This is a genomic window from Bacillus sp. FJAT-28004 (assembly GCF_001280845.1).
Taxonomy (GTDB): Bacteria; Bacillota; Bacilli; order Paenibacillales; family Paenibacillaceae; genus Pristimantibacillus.
This window is the reverse complement of sequence record NZ_LGHP01000001.1, coordinates 4,548,664-4,568,159: the sequence shown is the minus strand read 5'-3', so window position 1 is coordinate 4,568,159 and position 19,496 is coordinate 4,548,664. Positions and strand designations below refer to the sequence as shown.

General features: G+C 45.0%; 17 protein-coding genes. 6 read left to right on the top strand and 11 right to left on the bottom strand.

Annotation, left to right across the window (positions count from 1 at the left end):
- Positions 1-87: 87 nt before the first annotated feature.
- Positions 88-1,524 (top strand): PLP-dependent aminotransferase family protein, encoded by a 1,437-nt coding sequence (locus tag AC787_RS19920; RefSeq protein ID WP_054026385.1) that lies wholly within the window; start codon positions 88-90, stop codon positions 1,522-1,524.
- Between the two features lie 15 nt (positions 1,525-1,539).
- Complete coding sequence (locus AC787_RS19915) at positions 1,540-2,385, top strand: Cof-type HAD-IIB family hydrolase (protein ID WP_054026384.1); 846 nt, start codon at positions 1,540-1,542, stop codon at positions 2,383-2,385.
- Positions 2,386-2,820: 435 nt separating this feature from the next.
- On the opposite strand, the gene mglC is transcribed toward AC787_RS19915, so the two are convergent.
- From mglC to AC787_RS19880, 7 genes are all read right to left on the bottom strand, one after another.
- The gene (gene mglC, locus AC787_RS19910) at positions 2,821-3,837 is read right to left on the bottom strand and encodes a galactose/methyl galactoside ABC transporter permease MglC (protein WP_054026383.1); all 1,017 of its coding nucleotides are present in this window, start codon (positions 3,835-3,837) and stop codon (positions 2,821-2,823) included.
- A 30-nt stretch (positions 3,838-3,867) separates the two neighbouring features.
- A complete protein-coding gene (locus AC787_RS19905) occupies positions 3,868-5,385 on the bottom strand; it encodes a sugar ABC transporter ATP-binding protein (RefSeq protein ID WP_054026382.1) in 1,518 nt (505 codons plus the stop codon).
- Positions 5,386-5,493: 108 nt separating this feature from the next.
- Positions 5,494-6,504, bottom strand: coding sequence for a galactose ABC transporter substrate-binding protein (locus AC787_RS19900; protein WP_054026381.1), 1,011 nt, complete (start codon positions 6,502-6,504; stop codon positions 5,494-5,496).
- 125 nt (positions 6,505-6,629) lie between these two features.
- Positions 6,630-7,613 carry a substrate-binding domain-containing protein gene (locus AC787_RS19895; protein WP_054026380.1) on the bottom strand — a complete coding sequence of 328 codons (984 nt, stop codon included), beginning with the start codon at positions 7,611-7,613 and terminating at the stop codon, positions 6,630-6,632.
- Positions 7,606-9,363 (bottom strand): sensor histidine kinase, encoded by a 1,758-nt coding sequence (locus AC787_RS19890; protein ID WP_054026379.1) that lies wholly within the window; start codon positions 9,361-9,363, stop codon positions 7,606-7,608. Before AC787_RS19890 ends, AC787_RS19895 begins: the two co-directional genes overlap by 8 nt.
- Entirely contained in the window at positions 9,360-11,012 is a 1,653-nt protein-coding gene (locus AC787_RS19885; RefSeq protein WP_054026378.1) for a response regulator, read from the bottom strand. Before AC787_RS19885 ends, AC787_RS19890 begins: the two co-directional genes overlap by 4 nt.
- A gap of 268 nt (positions 11,013-11,280) precedes the next feature.
- Positions 11,281-11,898 (bottom strand): hypothetical protein, encoded by a 618-nt coding sequence (locus tag AC787_RS19880; protein WP_054026377.1) that lies wholly within the window; start codon positions 11,896-11,898, stop codon positions 11,281-11,283.
- 187 nt (positions 11,899-12,085) lie between these two features.
- Between AC787_RS19880 and AC787_RS19875 the strand changes: the two genes are divergently transcribed.
- Positions 12,086-12,475: an SET domain-containing protein gene (locus tag AC787_RS19875; RefSeq protein WP_054026376.1), complete on the top strand. Its 390-nt coding sequence runs from the start codon at positions 12,086-12,088 to the stop codon at positions 12,473-12,475.
- A 117-nt stretch (positions 12,476-12,592) separates the two neighbouring features.
- Here AC787_RS19875 and AC787_RS19870 read toward each other — a convergent pair whose 3' ends face one another.
- The 4 genes from AC787_RS19870 to AC787_RS19855 form a co-directional block, all read right to left on the bottom strand.
- Entirely contained in the window at positions 12,593-13,336 is a 744-nt protein-coding gene (locus AC787_RS19870) for an SDR family oxidoreductase (protein WP_054026375.1), read from the bottom strand.
- 154 nt (positions 13,337-13,490) lie between these two features.
- The gene (locus tag AC787_RS19865) at positions 13,491-14,117 is read right to left on the bottom strand and encodes a TetR family transcriptional regulator (protein WP_235561020.1); all 627 of its coding nucleotides are present in this window, start codon (positions 14,115-14,117) and stop codon (positions 13,491-13,493) included.
- 365 nt (positions 14,118-14,482) lie between these two features.
- Positions 14,483-14,926 (bottom strand): OsmC family protein, encoded by a 444-nt coding sequence (locus AC787_RS19860; protein WP_054026374.1) that lies wholly within the window; start codon positions 14,924-14,926, stop codon positions 14,483-14,485.
- Between the two features lie 134 nt (positions 14,927-15,060).
- Positions 15,061-15,945 (bottom strand): helix-turn-helix domain-containing protein, encoded by an 885-nt coding sequence (locus tag AC787_RS19855; RefSeq protein ID WP_054026373.1) that lies wholly within the window; start codon positions 15,943-15,945, stop codon positions 15,061-15,063.
- Between the two features lie 307 nt (positions 15,946-16,252).
- Between AC787_RS19855 and AC787_RS19850 the strand changes: the two genes are divergently transcribed.
- The 3 genes from AC787_RS19850 (at position 16,253) to AC787_RS19840 (ending at position 19,487) form a co-directional block, all read left to right on the top strand.
- Complete coding sequence (locus AC787_RS19850) at positions 16,253-17,413, top strand: GNAT family N-acetyltransferase (protein ID WP_054026372.1); 1,161 nt, start codon at positions 16,253-16,255, stop codon at positions 17,411-17,413.
- Between the two features lie 76 nt (positions 17,414-17,489).
- Positions 17,490-17,714, top strand: coding sequence for a hypothetical protein (locus tag AC787_RS19845; protein WP_054027157.1), 225 nt, complete (start codon positions 17,490-17,492; stop codon positions 17,712-17,714).
- A 156-nt stretch (positions 17,715-17,870) separates the two neighbouring features.
- Positions 17,871-19,487 carry an ABC transporter substrate-binding protein gene (locus AC787_RS19840; RefSeq protein WP_054026371.1) on the top strand — a complete coding sequence of 539 codons (1,617 nt, stop codon included), beginning with the start codon at positions 17,871-17,873 and terminating at the stop codon, positions 19,485-19,487.
- Positions 19,488-19,496 lie beyond the last annotated feature (9 nt).

Below are 19,496 nucleotides of genomic sequence, written 5' to 3'. Positions count from 1 at the left end.
GCCTATTCCAAAGTTTATACTAGAATTGACCTCTAACACAGTGTCAGATTTATATCAATTTTAAGGGTCAGATCGTGTGGGGATAAGATGGATATCAACCTTTCAGAAGAAGAGCAAGGCCCTGTTTATTTGGTTTTATACCGACATATTCGCGGACTCATACAATCTGGTGCTCTAGAGAATGGAACGAAGCTTCCTTCTATACGATCGCTGCGCGAGCAAACAAAGCTTAGTAAAACAACCATCGAAACGGCGTATCACATGCTGCTGGTAGAAGGTTATGTTCTTAGCAAGCCGCGCGCTGGTCTATTTGTTATACAATCGCAATTAAAACCTGAAGCCATTGAGTTGCGTAAGGAAGCTCCAGCAGAGCAGGCTCGCCCTCATCGTCATTCGATACCGAATGCTAGCTATAACGGTTCTGTCGTTGATTTCAACCTGCTCGCTGTAGACGGAGAATCGTTCCCCATTCGCGCATGGAAATCTGTTCTCCATGAAGCATTATCCCTTCACGCTAATTATGTTCATCAGTATGGGGACCCACGAGGCGAGTACAATTTGCGTCTGCAATTAACCCACTATTTGAAGCGTTCAAGAGGCGTCAATTGTACTCCTGAGCAAATCATCATCGGGTCAGGCTTTTCTTACAGCACACACATTCTCTCTAGGCTGCTAAACCCCGCCTCTACCATTGCAGTCGAAGAAGCCGGCATCGCTCAGGTTAGAGCTACCTTCCAGCAGCATAGCTTCAACGTTGCTCCTGTTCCAATCAATGACAATGAACGCTTGATTGCTGAATTAGAAAACAAACGAATTCGAATCTTATACGTCACTCCCTCACATCGACCTACAGGGAGCCCCTTGCTCTACTCAACTAGGCAGCTGCTGCTTAAATGGGCGAGCACGAACAGCGCCTATATCATTGAGGATGATTACGACGGAGAGTTTCGCTATACTGGCAGAACACTCCCTTCCCTTCAAGGATTAGATCATCAAGGCAACGTCATCTATATCGGAACATTTTCCAAAGCCTTCACACCCGCCCTGCGTATGAATTATATGGTTATACCTGTGCAACTGCTCAGCAAGCTGCAATCCATAGAACATACACTTACAAGTCCATCACGTATCGACCAGTGGGCCATGCAGTTGTTCATGGAACGAGGGCATTGGTACAGGCATGTAAGGAAGGTTCGTCATCTTTATCGTAAAAAGCGTGCAAAGCTGATTCATTTCATTAACACGTATTTGCCTGTGTATGTTCAGATCATTGGAGAGTCTGCGGGGATGCACGTCGAAATAGTCGTTCAAACGACAAGCAGTGCCGAAGAGTTAGTTAAACTGGCTGCTGCCGAAGATGTTTACGTATATGCTTCACAGGATGCGTCCATCCTACAGGGTCGTGTTCCAAGACTCTATTTGGGTTTCGGCGGGCTTAACGAAAGAGACATGGAACGAGGGGTTCGCTTGCTCGCGAAGGCATGGGCAGGAGCAGCAGCTCCTCCATCCGCTAATAATGAATAGCTGGGGGCGTTATGAATGACAAATAAGCATTTCCTTACGGATCTCGACGGAACGCTGCTTCAATCGGATGCTACCTTGTCCGAGTATACAATTAACGTCATATGCAACGCGATGAAGCAAGGTATCATCATTAGTTATGCAACGGCAAGAAGCTATATTAGCTCTAACAAAATCGTATCTGTTATTCCGTGGAAATATCCGATTATTTTATATAATGGCGCTGTTATCTTTGATCCTGTCTCATCGAAAGTCATAGGCGGATATTGGCTGGATAACGAAACTACAAATCAAATTATTGAAATAGGGAGAAAACAAGGTTTGATTCCCTTTTTGTTCGCGCTTGACGAAGAGGATAAAGAACGAGTATTTCACGAGAAGCTGCTTCGAATGGGCGACTTAACCTTTTACGAGAGCCGCCCTAATGATCCTCGTTTTGGAGAAATGCTGCTGCTCGAATGCTCCGATGCTTTTAGAACACTTATCGTTACCTATATTGGATTGCTGCATGAGCTTGAGCCACTTAAAGATGAAGTACAGCGTAGATTCGGCAATCAGGTTCATATCCACCTCATGAAGGATCAGTACATAGAAAATCATTATTTTCTGGAGTTTAGTCACAGCAAGGCAAATAAAAAGGAAGGGTTGAAGCAATGGGCTGAGCTGATGCATTGCATGCCTGAGGACGTCACGGCATTCGGAGACAATCTCAATGACTTAGGAATGTTTGAAACAGCAGGAACTAAGGTCGCCGTTTCCAATGCACATCCCAATCTCATTGCGCTATCCACGCTAGTCGTAGAGAGCAACGATGAGGATGGCGTGGCAAAGTATATTCATCGTGTGACTAAGGGGCAGTACTAAAGCTATTAACCTATGAACTTATTAACCTATAAACGTATAAACCTACATGACTAGGAGAATTACCGCTGAAAATTGGTCGCCACTGCACAAAGTGCATTAGAAACCTGACATAAGGGCCTAATAAAGGAGCTGGGTTGCAGAAATGCAATAGTAATAGCTTGCAATTTGAAATATGAGCTACTGTGTTAGGTTTCTATTGCAGTAACTGCAGTCTAGCACCAGCGTTACTGTTATAAAGGGCGGTACGTTGCACAAAGTACAATGGGAGCCCGCCGGCTGCATGGGATACTAAGATTATAAAAGTTAATTCGAGGTTAATTCGAAGTAAGTATACTTTTGCTGTTTGTGAACATATGTACTTACCTCATACGACATAAAAAAAGAAGCCGCCCGAGGTCATCGACCTCCAGGGACAGCTTCTTCTTCCTTCTCGTCTTACTTTTTCGCTACATATTTGCGAATATCGAAAGCTACAGCAACAACGATGATCAAACCTTTGATAATCAGCTGCCAGTTAGGATTAATACCGATGTAAGTCAAACCATAGTTGATGACGGTGAAAATGAGCACACCTGCGATGATCCCCTTCACTCTGCCTACGCCGCCAGTCGTCGAAACACCGCCGACAACGCAAGCCGCAATCGCATCAAGCTCATACATATTGCCGTAGTTGTTCGAAGCTCCGCCCGTACGCGCTGCTTCAAGCACACCAGCCAAGCCGTACAAAGCGCCAGCAATCGCATAAATCCACATCAAGTTCTTTGCCACGTTGATACCGGATACGTGCGCAGCTTGAATGTTGCCGCCGATTGCGTACATATTTTTGCCGAGACGTGTTTTATTGAATACAACCCATACGATGAAGGCTACAAAAATAGCGATCAATACGATATAAGGGATGGAGAATTGTCCACTTCCCAGCGCACCTGTTCCGATTTCTGTGAAGTCCTTGCGCAAGCCGCCAATCGGCTGCGAGTTGTTCGGTGGCATATCGAAGTAAAGAGAGTTCGCACCGTACACTGCAACCATCGTACCTAGTGTAGCGATAAAAGGCGGCACATTAAACTTCGCTACGATTAAACCGTTCAATAGTCCAACCAACAAACCAACCGTAATAGCGATGATGATCGGGATGATTACCCATAGCTCAGGCAAGTTAGGGAAAAACTTGCTTGCATACTCAGGCATTTGCAGCATCGATGCGGATACAACCGCACTGAGTCCGACTACACGACCAGCCGACAAGTCTGTTCCCGCTGTTATAAGTACAAAAGCCGCGCCAAGCGCAATAATCACTCGTGTCGATGATTGCACCATCATATCTCTAAGCGTTGTAATAGACAAAAAGTTTGCATCAATAATGGCGATTCCTAAAATTAATGCGACAAGTACAATCCAAATGGCATTTTGCGAAAATGCATTTTTTATTTTTAAACCTTTAGTTGCTTCCATTGCCGTGAACCTCCTTTAAATCCTTCATCATTAGCCCGTCTGTGCAGCAAGCCGCATAATACTTTGCTCGGTCGCCATATTGCCTTCAAGAATACCTGTGGCACGTCCTTCCGACATCACTATAATGCGATCCGACATACCAATAAGCTCTGGCATCTCAGACGAAATCATAATAATGCTTTTCCCTTGCTTTGCTAGCTCAATAATAATGTTGTAAATCTCATATTTAGCGCCGATATCAATGCCCCGTGTTGGTTCGTCCAGCAGTAAAATATCTGGATTCGTAAGCAGCCAACGAGCTAGAAGCACTTTCTGCTGATTACCGCCGGATAGGTTACGAATAAGCTGATCAACAGACGGCGTTTTTGTTTTGAATTTCTCTACGCCTTTTGCTGCCTCCGATCTCATCTTCGACTCATTTAGGAAGCCGAAGCGATTTTGATATAAATCCAGATTAGCGATCGCGGTGTTCTCCGTCACGGACAAAACCGGGAAAATTCCCGTTACTCGGCGCTCCTCGGTTAGCAGTGCAATTTTGTGGCGTTTAGCATCGATTGGCGACTTAATCGTAATCGGCTTGCCATTTTTGTAGATGATACCCGATTTCACGGAACGAAGTCCGAACAAAGCTTCAACTAGTTCAGTACGCTGCGCGCCAACCAGTCCGCCTATTCCGAGAATCTCACCTTTTCTCAGATCGAATGATACATCCTTGAAGGAATGCGCATGCGGCGAAGTTAACCCTTCTACGCGCAGCATGACCTCTCCGGGCTTGTTCGTACGCTCTGGGAATCGATCAGATAAATCACGCCCTACCATTCTAGTAATAATCGTATCGATGGTCAGCTCAGGTGCTGGCCAAGTACCAATATATTTGCCGTCACGCATAATCGTCACATCATCGGAGATACGCAAAATTTCTTCCATTTTGTGCGAAATATAAATAATCGAAACGCCCCGTGCCCGCAGCTTATTGATAATGTCGAACAGTTGCTCTACCTCATTGCCTGTGAGCGACGAGGTGGGCTCATCCATTACGATAATTTTTGAATTGAAGGATACCGCTTTGGCAATTTCGAGCGATTGAATTTTGGAGACCGATAATTCACCGACTAGCTGGTTCGGATCGATGGTCATATTCAAATCCTCGAACAGCTGAGCTGTGTCGCGGTACATCTTTTTATGATCAATGAACCGGAATGGCGCAATGCCTCTTACCGGAAATCTGCCAAGCCAAATGTTCTCCATCACGCTGCGCTGCGGCACCGGATGCAGCTCCTGATGAATCATGGAGACGCCGTAGTTCAAAGCGTCCTTGGAGTTTTTAATGTCAACCTTTTGTTCATCGAGAATGATCTCACCGTTATCCGGCTTGTATATGCCAAACAAGCATTTCATCAATGTAGATTTGCCTGCACCGTTCTCACCCATAAGCGCATGAACCGTGCCAGGTCGTACTTTTAATGTTACATCATCTAGCGCCTTAACACCTGGAAACGTTTTGGTAATCCCGTTCATTTCAAGCAAATATGGATGCTGCTTTGCCATCGTATAGCCTCCCTTTGTCCAGCCCGCCAAGCAAGCGGGCGAAAAAAAACAGGGGCAACGCAAGTGACGTTATTCCCCCGCTCTTGATCATCCATCGTACTGCTTATACTATTTGCTCTCTTGCGTTACCTTTTGATATGGAATCCAAACATATTTGCCATCTGTAATTTCAAAGCCTGTATTTTCTTTCGTTGGTGTTTCGCCTGCGGCAAGTACACGCATAAGCTCAACGGTTGCTTTACCTTGGTTAGTCGCATCGTTCAGAACAGTACCGAGCAAAGTGCCTTCTTTTAACGCTTGATTAGCAGGATCTGTTGCATCAACGCCGACAACCGGCATAAATTTATTGTCTTTAAAGTAGCCAGCAGCTTTCAATGCTTCAATCGCACCAAGCGCCATGTCATCGTTGTTTGCTAGAACGGCTTCAATGCTGTCGCCTTTTGAAGCAAGGAACGCTGCCATTTTCTCTTGGCCTTTTACACGATCCCACATCGCTGTATCTTCCGCTACCTTCTCCACTTTAATGCCAGCATCTTGAATCGCTTGTACGGAGAATTTCGTCCGCAGCTCAGCATCTTGATGTCCCGGCTCGCCTTTCAGCATTACATATTGGAGCACGCCGTCACCGTTCTTATCCGCTTCCGGATGTGCTTTCCAGTACTCAGCGATGATCTCGCCTTCCATTGTTCCTGATTCTTCAGCTTTGGCGCCTACAAAAAAGGCTTTGTCCCATTTCGCCAAATCATCAGCAAGCGGCTCGCGGTTAATGAATACAACTGGAATATTAGCTTTTTGTGCTTTATCGATAACGATGCCAGCAGCTGTACGGTCAACCGGGTTAACTGCCATTGCTTTTACTTTCTTCGTAATAAACAAATCAACTTTATCATTTTGTGTTGGCTGTGAGTTTTGGCTATCTACGATATCTACTGCCAATTTGCCTTCCGCCGCAGTATCGATTGCGCTGCGCACGCCACTCATAAATGTGTCATCAAATTTATAAATGGCTACGCCCGCTTTAGGCAAGCTGCTTGAGCTTCCCTCTCCATTCGCGCTTCCGCAACCTGCTGCTGTAACTGCCACTGCTCCAATAACGAGCGCTGCTGTCCACTTTTTCATAATTTATATCCCCCTGGTAGATGAATTAACTACTGCTTCATTATGTCGTAATTTCGGAGGGATTCACATGTAATATCCTCATCACTTTTATTAAAATCCTCATCTATTTGCATAATAATTTAGCATTATTGCACGACGGGGAACAATAACTTCTGATTTTTCAGCCAAAACATGTTCTCTTCCGTTATGAGCTCCATACTCATTTCAACCCGTTCGGGGACCGTTTCTCCCTCTGCTGCTGCCAACGCATGCTTGACGCTAAGATAGCCCATACTGAATGGATTTTGCACGATAAGTGACTGCAGCTGATTTTCCTGAAGCAGCTCTAGCAGCTCCGGTGAACTATCGAAGCCTACTAATTTAATTTTATTGCCCACTTGCCTGCGTTTCAGCTCATGCGCCGCTCCAATCGTCGTTTCTGTGTTGAGTGCTAATATGCCGTCTACTTTCTGCTTATCTAAAATACTGCTGACGGTCTGTTCACATGCCTGATACTCCTCTGAGCACAATTGACTGCCTACAAGGTGGAGACCCTCATATTCTTCAACGGCATCGCGAATGCCCCGCTCCCTAAGTACACCGTTAATTCCGCCCTTGCTGTACGTTACAATGGCAACCTCGCCTTTGCCTCCAAGCTGTTTGGCGATTTCCCGCAGCGCTTCTTTTCCAGCCATATAATTGTCCATTCCCACATAAGATACCGTCTTACCCGACGTTAGCAAGCTGTCCATTGCGATAACGGGAATATTCCGCTTCGCAGCTTCCTTCAAAAAAGGCTCAAATGCCGCATCATCATTCGCACCTAGTACAATTGCATCAGGATGAGTCTCTAGCGATTGCATAGCTGACTGAAGCTGCCCTTCGATGTCCCCCTCATCCGCACCGGCTGAGACATGAAGAGTAATGCCAAATTCCTTGACGGCGGCTTGCGCGCCCATCGTCACGTTTTTCCAGTAGTCGCCTTTGCTTGTTCGAAGAATAAGCTGTATTGTCTTCCCAGCCTTCTCCTTCTTTGGCTCATCTGTTCCTGGGTAAAGCGCGGAATATAATAAAAGGACAGCTATGATGAGGAGCAGCCCGCTAATGACCTTTCCTTTGATATTAACCATTATGCTTCTCCCCTCCTTCAGCTTGCTGAAGTGTAAGGGCAGGGAAACGAATCGTGACGGTTGTGCCAACTTCCTGCTCACTCTCGAAATGCAAACCATAAGAAGGACCGAAGAACAGTCGAATTCTCTCCTGCACATTCATAACTCCTACACCCGATCCCTTCGAGCTTACGACTGTACCTGCAAGAACTTTACTCATTCTCTCCTCCGACATGCCAAGCCCATTATCCGCGATCTTTACAACAATATCACTGCCATCGAGCCTCATCGAAACGGTAATATGCCCCTTGTCAACAGAAGGCTCAATGCCATGCACGAGCGCATTCTCAATCAGAGGCTGAACAATAAGCTTTAAGGTTGCAAGTGACAATGCCTCTTGCTGTAAATCAAAGGAATACTCGAATTTATTTTTGAAACGCATTTGCTGGATAACCAAATAGTTTCGTGCATGCTCCATCTCGTCCGCTAGCGTGATTAGGCTTTTCCCTTTGCCTATACTAATTCGAAACAGCTTGGACAACGAGGTAATTGTCGTTATAACCTCTTCATTCTTGTTCATGCCAACCATGCGCACGACCGTATTTAACGTGTTGTATAGAAAATGCGGATTGATCTGCGCTTGCAGCGCTTCCAGCTCATACTTTCGCTTGCTTTCCTGTTCCGTTACAATTCGGTCCATCAATTGTTTGATCGTTCCGATCATAATGTTGTACCGATCTGCAAGACGCTTGATCTCAAGCGGGCCCTCGCCACTGGCCGCCAGGTTGAAATCGCCCCGCTCTACGCTTTTCATTGAAAGCTCCAGCCGCTTTATTGGCCTTGATATGCGCCGAGCTACTAAGCTCGATAATAAAAACACGATAAGTGCAAAAGCGATGAGCAGCTTCGTCATCGAACGGTTCAACTGCCAGCTTGTCGTCATCACCTCGTCCAAGTAGGATACGCCAACAACCTTCCAGCCGACATTGCCAATCGTTTGAACGCTGACCATTTTAGCCACATCCGTAGAATCATCAATAAAACTGCCATAAGTATGCTTAAGCGCCAGCTCCACATTCTCCGCCTTCAGCTTTGCATAGATGAGCTCAAGCTGCGGATGGTACACGATGTTGCCCGCCGACTCATCAAGCAAATACACATATCCCTTTTGCCCTAGGCTAACTCGTTCGGACAGCTCATCAATCGTGTTGAAATTGACATCCATCAGCAAAACGCCATTGACCTGCTTGCCCTGATGCTGGACCGTGATGCTTTTGCTCATCGATACGACCCATCTGAACTGCTGCTTGTACAAATTTTGAACATGAGGGAGTGAGATGGATAAATGTCCTTCCGAATCGAGTGCGCTTCGGAACCAACCTTCCTCCGTCACTTTCAGCGTTTCCTTCAATTCGACGTTCGGCAAATCAATGAGCAGCTGACCCTTGTCATCGAATAAGACAAGCGATACCGTATCGGTCCGCGTGGACATCATTGACTCAAGCTGGCGGCGCATCCCATCAGACTCTACATCATCGCTTTGACCGATTGCATGATGCATCATGTTGAATAAATCGGACGTAACCTCCACATAATTTTCAAGATTGTAGCTCACTTGGTCAACGATTTGCTGTGAATTGCGAAAAGCATTTTCCTTTGCGGTAGCAGAGAAACGGCCGTATAGCACAAAGCTGACAATCAATATAATAAAAACGGAAAATAACGTAAAAGAGACGGTTAAAATAAACTGAATGCTTTTGCGGTTCATCATTTCTCCTGTCCCGACAAGCCGCTTCGATATTCTTTGGCAGACGATCCGGCGTACTTCTTAAAGCTGAGGCTAAAATAATTTGGATCGGCAAATCCGATCTTTTCAGCAATTTCAAACGCTTTGAGATCCGTCGTGCGAAGCAGCTCCTTCGCCTGTTCCATTCGAAGCTGCAGCAAATAGGTGCCGTACGTCATTTTCAGCTCTTTTTTGAATAAACCACTGAAATAGCCTGTACTAATATGCAAATGAGCGCATAGCTTCGCTATAGACAAATCACTCTCGTGATAATGTTCTTTCGTATAGTTAATGGCATCCTCTACGATTTGTTTGTATGTATGCTGCCTCCGACTGGCGATACGACTGCGTACCTTAGCACATAACTCTCCAAACCATGCCTTTGTTTCCTGCATGCTGTTCAGCTTCTGGTATTGATTCAATATGCCCCATCCGCCTGCGAAAATATCATCATTATCGCTCTCATAAGCTTTGGTCAATTTGATAATCGCCGTCACCATTTCGAGCAAATAATGCTGGTACTCGTGAACAGGAGCCTGAACGCGGGAAATTTCGTCAAACAACCCATCAATAACTTCCTCCAGCTCTTTCTCCGTTCCGAGCTTCACCGTTCGAACTAGATTTTGTTCCTTCCATTCGTCGAAGAGGAGCTTGTCGTGCATACGAGTTTCCATATCATCAATACAAATAATCAGATTGTTGCCGAGAATACGCCGGTAATCTAGTGCGACCATTGCCGCCTCATAGGCATATTTGAGGTTTCCAATATCTCGTGTGAATGTTCCGACGCCGATCATGACCGGGAAACGCAAAAACTTCTCAATGCTTTGCAAAATTTCCTTTAGTGCATCCTGTGTCTGCTCCATAACCCGTTCTTTATCCGGTCGCGGGCTTACCGTGAACAATACAACTTGATCTTGATGAATAAAAACTTTGCCAAGCTCATGCCTCGCCCATATTTCACTCGCAATGTTGCAGACGGAGAACAGCTTTAAGTCCAGATCGGTCGACGCTGCTAGTGAATGGGAGGCTGGTTTAGCATCTGCTTCATTCTGATGATCAGAGTGGTTGACAGCAATGATCGATACGACATACCCTTCACCATTCAGCTCCATCCCGTATTTCGCTGCTTTTATAGATATGTCCTTATGAGGCTGCTTGCGAGTGATTAAGGAGGAAAGGAATTTCTCGCGAACGATGGGCAGGCTTGTGCGGTAATGCTCCTCCAGAAGCTCGATATTGCTCCGCTTCTCCCGCTCCTCATCCATGCGCTTCGCCACTTCCGCAATCGTGTCCGTCAGCTGCCTTGCCGAGAACGGTTTCAAAACATAAGCTTCTACCTGCAAATGTATGGCCTGCTTCGCATATTCAAATTCATCATGACCCGATAAGATGACAATACGTGTAATGGGGTACATCTTTCTCGCCCAATCCGAGAGTTCCAATCCATTCATAAAAGGCATGCTAATATCCGTAATGAGCACGTCAGGCTCCATTTTCTCAAAAATCTCCATCGCTTCCTTACCGTTCCCTGCCGTCCTCACTTCTGTGAACCCGCAGCTCTTCCAATCAATCTCTCCCATTAATCCTTCCGTAACTTCTGGCTCGTCATCGACGAGCAGCAGCTTGTACATATGGATCCCTCCAAAATCGTTACTTTTTGGCGAAGCGCCTGTTCAAAGAACTCGTTTCACCACTCCCCATTTAACCATATTTTTCATTAAAGTAAATAAGAGATCCATGGATTAGGTTAGGGTATGTCATTCTTATAGCTTATTATTCATACGTGAAGAGGACTCTTGAAGCCTATGACAGCATAGAAAAAGGCCGAGATCCTCAAGAGGAGAAATCGGCTTTTTTTTGCACATAATCAACTAATAAATGAACAGCCCTTTATTACATTTATCGACGACGGCGTGCCCGCCTAACGACAATCCCAATGGTCATGAAGAGCGCTAGCGCGCCTATGATGAGCTGCAGCTTCGATGCTCCACTTTCTTTAGACACTTCATTAGCAGCATCCCCGTTACCTGGAAAAAGCTCACCAGCGCTTAAGGGTAACGGATCATAACCTTTCCCCAGAACCTTCAACTCATCTCCCGCTGTAGAGACGGGCTTCGTTAAATCGCACATCCCTGTTTCAAGCTCTCCTGATCTGTCATAAGCAGACACGATATAGGCATCACCGACTTTAAAGCCGTCATAGCCGCAGCTCGCAGAGCTCATCGCTGTATAAATTGCTGTCTGCTGCTTCAACTCCCCTTTCCATACCGTTGATACCTCAAAGTCAACTTGAACTAGATCAGCAGTGGACATCGTTTTTTTCTGTTTGGGAGGTGTTACTTTGATTACTTTACCTGTGAAAACGGCGGTCTTGCGATCAAGTTCTTCTTTTACATGCGTCTCTGCGGACGGCTGCATTGCGCACGAGCATGCAAAGACCGCTTTTGGCTTTGCTATAAGAGCTGTACTTAACATCATTACCCCACATAAAAGATAAAGCAGCATTTTTTTGTGCATCATCATCACCTCTTAACTTAAACGGGCTAAAAATAATAAATGTTTCCATAATGATGTACGGATATTAAATAACGTTTCCCTAAGTCGCTGGCTATTTACTCATTATATTGATATATTACCTAAGGTGAGCGAGCTTTGATACAATGATAATGAGCTCCTTAGACTAAAGAACGCGTAGGTGACTAACATGATTGAGGTAAAGACTTCTAAGCTTAGCGACGGAGAGTTTAATAGAGGAGTATTTGCGAAGGTTGATATTGCAAAAGGCGTTCTGTTCCATGAAGCCCCGGTCATTCCTTTTCCGAACGAGGAGCATGAGCATATAGAGAAGACCATGCTTGCTGACTATGTGTTTGAGTATGGTGCTAATCACACTGCTATCTTGCTTGGATACGGCATGTTATTCAACCATTCCTATACCCCAAATGCGTATCACGATCTTGATTTTGACAATCATGTCGTAAACTTCTTTACTTACTCGGACGTAAAAGCTGGCGAAGAGCTGCTTATCAACTATAACGTCGATAACGATGATCCTATGTGGTTTGATGAGAAAGTGAATGAGGACGAAAAATAGCAAGTGAACTGTCAGCCCTTATTCTAAGCTTCATGGCCTAACAAAAGACGAGTCCGTACCGCACACGCTGCTGAACGGACTCGTCTTTTTTTTTCACAACAAAAACCATCCTCTCTCTTAAACGAACCCGCCATTCACCCGAATAGTCTGACCTGTCATCCACTGTGATTCCCTACCTGACAAAAACAGCACCACACCCGATATATCCTCAGGCTCACCCAGTCTTCCGAACGCATTCATACTTGCAATACCCGCTATTTGCTCCTCTGTTTTGCCCACCTTAAAGAGCTCTGTGTTAACAGGACCAGGTGCGATTGCATTAATGGTTATGCCTTTTGGACCAAGCTCCTTCGCTAGCTGGCGAGTTATCTGTTCAACAGCTCCTTTCGTTGCTGCATAAACGCTGTAGGTTGGAAACATTGAACCAATAACCGAGGTTGAGAAGTTGATAATTCGCCCGTTGCGGTTCATATGCAATGCCGCTTGTTGGCAAGCAAAAAATGTGCCCTTCACATTAATAGCGAATTGCTTGTCGAAGTCTTCCTCCGTCATATTGGCTATAGGTTTCGTAATCATAATACCCGCGTTATTAACAAGGATGTCGACTTGCCCGAAAGCTTCTAATGTTTTGCTGAACATAACCTCTACTTCCGCCACGATACTTATGTCAGCTTGAATGGCTATTGCTTCACCACCTAAACGGTTAATACCATTCACTACTTCCTCAGCTTTACTAGGGTTGCTCGCGAAATTCACTACAACCTTCGCGCCATGACTTGCTAGCTTCTCAGCAATTTCCCGTCCAATCCCTCTAGACGCCCCCGTTACCAAAGCAACTTTCCCAGCCAATTTGTTTTGCATCATTTTCCCTCCTAGGAATGTGCTTACTTATATTTTGATTATATTCGCCATACAAACAAATATCAAGTGACAGTATTTAATATTTGTCATTTCATTTAGCGAAAAATAGAAAAGCCCCTCTGATTAAAAATCATCATAAGGGGCCTTCATACGTTCACTTATTAAATGATAGGATTCCACTAAGCAGTAGATTCCATACGATATCGAACTCCGCATCCGTGTTTTCTGCCAACCATTCATTGGCATGTGCGGGATGATGAAATTTCGACGTTGCGTAAAAGACTGCCTTAGCTAGGCTCTCCGCATGTCCAGACTTGAATTCGCTCGATCGAATCCCTTCATCAATAATCTGTGCGATCTGCCCGATCAAGCGTTGAACATGATCGGTGATCATTTCAACCGCATTTACGGTGACAGCCGCGTACATCGCAAACATCTCTGAATCATTGGCAGCATAGTTTCGCTTGCTGCGGATGAGCGTTTCCATCCATAAACGCAAGCGCTCTGAAGAGCTGCCTCCGGTTTGATTAGCTATCGCTTCTAATGGAAGTGCGATGCATCTCTCGAGCCAACGCCCGGTTACCGCTTCACGCAATGCAGCTTTACTGGCAAAATGGCGATACAGTGTCCCATGGCTTACTTGCAGCACCTTAGCTACATCCACAACCGAGCTTTTATCGGGTCCGTAACGCCTAAGCACCTGTTCGGCTGCATCTAAAATCGTTTCCTTATTCAATGGAAGATCATTTGTCATATTGGGCAGCGAGCAAGCATTCTTCATCCGATTTGCAGAATGATTCTATTGCTCAGCACTATCCCCCTCTCGGTGATTTTTAGCTTACTATATCAGTTTGTGAGGATAATGACAATATTGTTATTTTGTTATTCGTTCCTATCATGGTATAAAAACAGCCGAGTTCTACTTCCATTAGGAAAAAGAGTTCGGCTGCTTTACTTGTTAAACATTTGTATATTTCGCTCCAGCATTTACAAGAGCATCGATTAGAGACTGCATCTTCGATGAATTAGCAAGGTTTGAGCAACTAACACTTCTAGTAAGTTAAATGTTTCCTTTATTCATAGAAAAGAAACCCGGCCTACTTTATCTTTTATGTATAAACGATCTATGATAACGATAAGCTTCGATTAATTATCGATAATGATGCTTTCTAATTTCACGTTAACTGGATTTGCGATTGTATCGCCTACTGGACATTTGCTCTCCAGAAATTTCACAAACTCCTCGACCTTTTCTTTTGGTGAATCGGTTTTGATTCGGAACGTATAGCGGATATCAGAGTAACCAGGACGGACATCGGATTTATTGAAAAATCCATCAAGATCAATATCGCCTTCTACCTCTACGCTGAAATCATCGAGTTTCACATCAAACTTGGGTGCATAGACTCTAGCAACAATAGATTGGCAAGCTCCCAAGGAAGCAAGAAGTGCTTCGACTGGATTCATCCCTGTATCCGTTCCACCCAAGCTTTTCGGCTCATCTATGGTTAGTTCGAAATGTCTAGATTTGGTTATCACTTTTACTCCCTCTTGCAAATGAGCACTCGCTTTAAAAGTTTGAACAGCCATTTTGTATTCTCCTTTACATGCTTCGTTATTTGTCCATATCTAACAGTATTCCAACTTATTTACTTGGTATTATATGATTATTCACAAATTATGTCAATCCCTGGAATCTTAAGATGAATCTATTCTACCTTGAACTATTCTTCGAATGACAGATTAGACGGACCATCCAGTATTTCGCTCTCTATCTCCAGGTTGGTCGTAGGCACGCTAAGGTCTACCTCTTCAAACTTGAAGCTGTCCACCCACACCTGTCCTTTACCCATAAGCAGAACTCCGATTGATATGCTCGCGCTATTCTCTGGAATATCGAGGACAATAGCGTAATGATTCCAGCCAGTATCACCGAAAATCCTCCTGTTATTCATGTTATCGAATTGAAGTACATCCTGTGCCTGATTGTCTACTCTCATCCACAAGCCGCAATACTCCTCTACCCCACTTGTCTTCACAAAACCTGTGAACCGCATTCTCCGTCCGATATAATTTTGAGCTTTAAATTGTTGCATCATCGTAGCAAATTGTTCTGGCTCCTCCGGAGTGAGTGCCTTCAAGTACCCAGATGCATTGCCTTGATGAACAATACTGCGATCTACTCCCATCTCATAGTTTTGAGGGTGACTTCCAGTAAGAAACCAGTCTTTCACAGATGAAGCTTGTTTCATCCTATCTCCTCCTAATGTGGTATGCGTATGTGGTGTAAATACTTTACGGTAACGGCCCGGCGGCATGCTGTACATTTTTTTGAAAGCTCTTGTAAATGCTTCCTGACTTTCAAAATGACAGTAAAGCGAAATATTTATGATGGATTCCTCGGAGTATAGAAGCAGTCTAGATGCATAACAGAGTCGACGGCTTCTCAAATAATCCGCAATGTTAATGCCCACTTCCTTCCGGAATAAACGATGAAAATGATATAGAGAAAAACCAACGTGTGCTGCTATTTGTTCCAGCGTAATCTCTTCCTGAAGATGGCTTTCCATGTATTGAATACTTTTTTGAATGATGTCGTGAGTGCTCAAAGGGGCGCCCTCCTTTGACATTAGAATAGCAGATGAAAGAGGTCTGTTTTTGATATTTTTTGCTAAGTTGGCTATTAGAACTCTGATCTGTAATGTTTAAATATAAATAAACTTCACCTTGCTTCGCTTGTATGAGCTATTCATAATGAATGTAGACATAAATATGACAGCATCCTAGAGCTTGGCCTCTACTACGTTAAAAGGAGTGATGATGTTTGAATACGTACAAACAAATCAAAAAGCATGTGAGAGGTTTATATTTATAGTTGGATAAACCTCTCATCAGCTTCTGGGAGGAAATACAGAAATGTTTGAGTCCAAAACCATGAATCAAGGAACGGAACTTGCTAGCGAACAGTTTACTAAAGCAGCAGAGCTTTTCGGAGCTTTGAAGCATCATTTATCGATACAAGGTGTCATTAAGGGTGTTTTGCACGGTAGAGTTTTCATGTCCATTGACAGCGCAACTGCTGTATTAACAAGCCCTCAAGGTATTTTTCTAGGCGGCAGCCCTGAGAACCATTTGTTTTTTGAGGAAGTTAACCAGCTGTTTAAAGAGGAACTATTGCCGAAGCTTGCGGCGATCGGACGGTTGGATTATGTACTGTTCTATCCTTCAGAAGAGAAATGGGAAAACATGCTCAGTCTGGTGATGAAAGATCTATTGCCTTTACGAAGCGGCCGAATGACTTTTACCCACGATCTAGATGTAATAGACACAAAGCTTGCTGATCATATTTTTCCGGTAAATGGCAGCTTGCTTAGGAGGCAAGACTTAATTGGGCTAGATGGAGTCATACGCGAAATCCAAGGAGGCTGGTCTTCCTTGGAAGCTTATGAGGAGAGCGGTTTCGGGTGTGTTGCCATTCAAGATACCGATGAAGGTCAGGCCATCATCAGCTGGTGCCTTACAGATTGGGTAGTCGGGGATGAGTGTGAGTTCGGCATTGAAACAGATGAACACTATCGCGGCAATGGATGGGCGCGAAAGACAGCATTAGGCGCGCTGGCACTCGCCAAGATGCGAGGTATAGCAAGGGTTGGCTGGCAATGTTGGTCTAGCAATATAGGCTCGCAGCGAACAGCTTTAGCAGTAGGGTTCAAGCTTCTGATTGACTTCCCCGTTCTGTTTGGGTGGAACCTCCCTTTAAATAATCTCCTTGTCAATGGTAACCATTATATGCGCGGAGATACGAGATATGGCGTAGATCGAGACTATGCACGAGCGGCTTGGAGCTATGCACAAGCACTTGATCAGGGCTGGGATTGGAATGGAGATGCCGCACTTTATTGGAATGCAGCTTGCTTATTCTATTTAACCGGTGAGAAGGAACGTGCCTTACAGTATTATAAAAGAGCTATAGAAAAAGGGTGGCAGGATATTCATAAGCCCCATTATCATGATCATGTCTATAGAGAAGCGGACAGCGAGCAGATTGCTCGTATTTTTGCAGAGGCATGTAAGTAACCGAACTTCACCTCAGTTACCCTCCACGAATGTCTAACATACAATGGATGGTGGAGGTGATTATTTTATGCTTCAAATGTCGTGGTATTCGAAGGCACTCGGATTAATCGGCCAGCCTGTCGGTGTATCATTGGTGAATGGGCAAGGTGTAACGGGGGTTTTATGCAGCATTACCGGCAGCAATTTAGTTGTGCAAGAATATTTGTATCAAAGCCAATTTGCTACTAAACAGTACCCCTTTAATACGATCCAGGATGTTAATCCCTTTCCTGGCTGCAGCATTCCTAGTCCATTGTTCTGATTTCTAATCATAGATCGCTTAAGATAAAGAGCTGCTGAAGGGTCAATCCTTTGCAGCTCTTTTTTTTTCTGGAAGAGCCTCATTTGTTGTAATTGAGAAACATTATCAGTTATAATGATGGAAGTCGATGGATTTATTATCATCCGGAAAGAGTGAATGCTGAATATGTCCCCCACTGCTTGCGAAGAAATGTCCCTTACTCCGCATTTATTTTATATGCCCGTCCGAATAACTAGATTGGATACTGAATTGCTAGACAGCTCCTATGAAGAAGCAAAGTCCCTTCCGCGTATTCTCATCGTGTGGAGCGGTGAAGCCTTGTTATATATCAACGATCAGCAGTATGAGATATCCCGTGGAAGCGTCGTTCTATGTGATTCCGGCCAACGTTTAAAATTGAAGCCATCCACCTCGCTGCGTGGAATCCAGATTACATACCGCTGCTTGACTGCGGATGGCTCCGAGCAACGAGGTCTCTTTCATCCTGAGCCGCTGCATCGCTGCCTTGTCGGAATCTTAAGACTGGCTGGCGAACTAGAGAAAGTCTGGAGAGAGCCGCAACTAAGCGGTCCGTTTCGGACGCAGCAGCTATGGATTGAGCTCCTGGAAGAACTGTACCAAGAGCTGTCAGCCATGAAGCAACCATCCATTTACTGGCTTGAACAAACGCTGCATTATATGGAGACGCATTATAATAAAGACCTGACGAGAGAACAAATGGCTGAACAGGCCAATGTAAGCCAAGAGCATTTCTCACGTACCTTCCGCAAAAATACAGGGCGCACCTTCAATGCCTATCTGACCCTGTTGAGAATTCGCAGCGCTCAGCGCCGCATCTTAGTCGGAGCTCCTGACCTGAATACTCTCGCACAAGAAGTCGGTTATAAGGAGGGCTTATATTTAAGCCGCAAATTCAAAGAAGCCGTCGGGCTTTCCCCAACCGCTTATCAACGCAAGCACAAGCGAATCGCTGCACTGAATCTAAATCATACGGCAAGCCTGATGGCGCTAGGCATCATCCCAGAGCTTGGCGTCTACACCTCCTGGCTGGAGTATTCAAGTAAAAAATTGCTTGTAGACACCAGTCAGAAGTTTAATCCATACGGACAAACCCCCTCGACATATTATGAAGCGATCGCTGCCGCCAGGCCTGATGTGATTATCAGCTACAGCGCGGCAGAGGTGAATAAGAGCCTGCTTCCTCTCGCGCCAGTGCTGGAATTGCCTTTTATGACGATGAACTGGCGCGAACAGTTCCTTATGATTGCCGACATTGTGGACAGACGACAGAAAGCGGAAGCGTGGCTTGCATACTACGATCAGTTGATCATCCGGAGCAACCATAGGCTTGATCGAGAGCTTGGCTGTCGGGGTACCGCAATTGTATGGGAGATTGATACGAGCAAAGCTTATTGCTGCAGCAGCAGTTACGGCAGAGGCTGCCAAATTCTTTATGATGATCTCGGATTTCGGCCTCCCTCAGAATTGCTGGAACAAGGCATTTCCACACGCGGTTATGTGGAAGTAGATATCGAGGCCATTGCATCTTATCCCGCGGACCATATTTTCATTACAGCATTGCCTTCGTATCCGGGTGATCAGCGACACGTTGATCGTTTGTTTCGTTCCCCTCGCTGGCAGGAACTTAAGGCCGTTCGGCATAAACAGGTCTACCTGCTTAACCAGCCTGAAATGTTTTGCGGCTACGACCCGATCTCCTCGCAAGCGCAGCTTAGAGAGCTGCTTCGTGCGCTGACATCACGTCACAAATAGGCATGACCA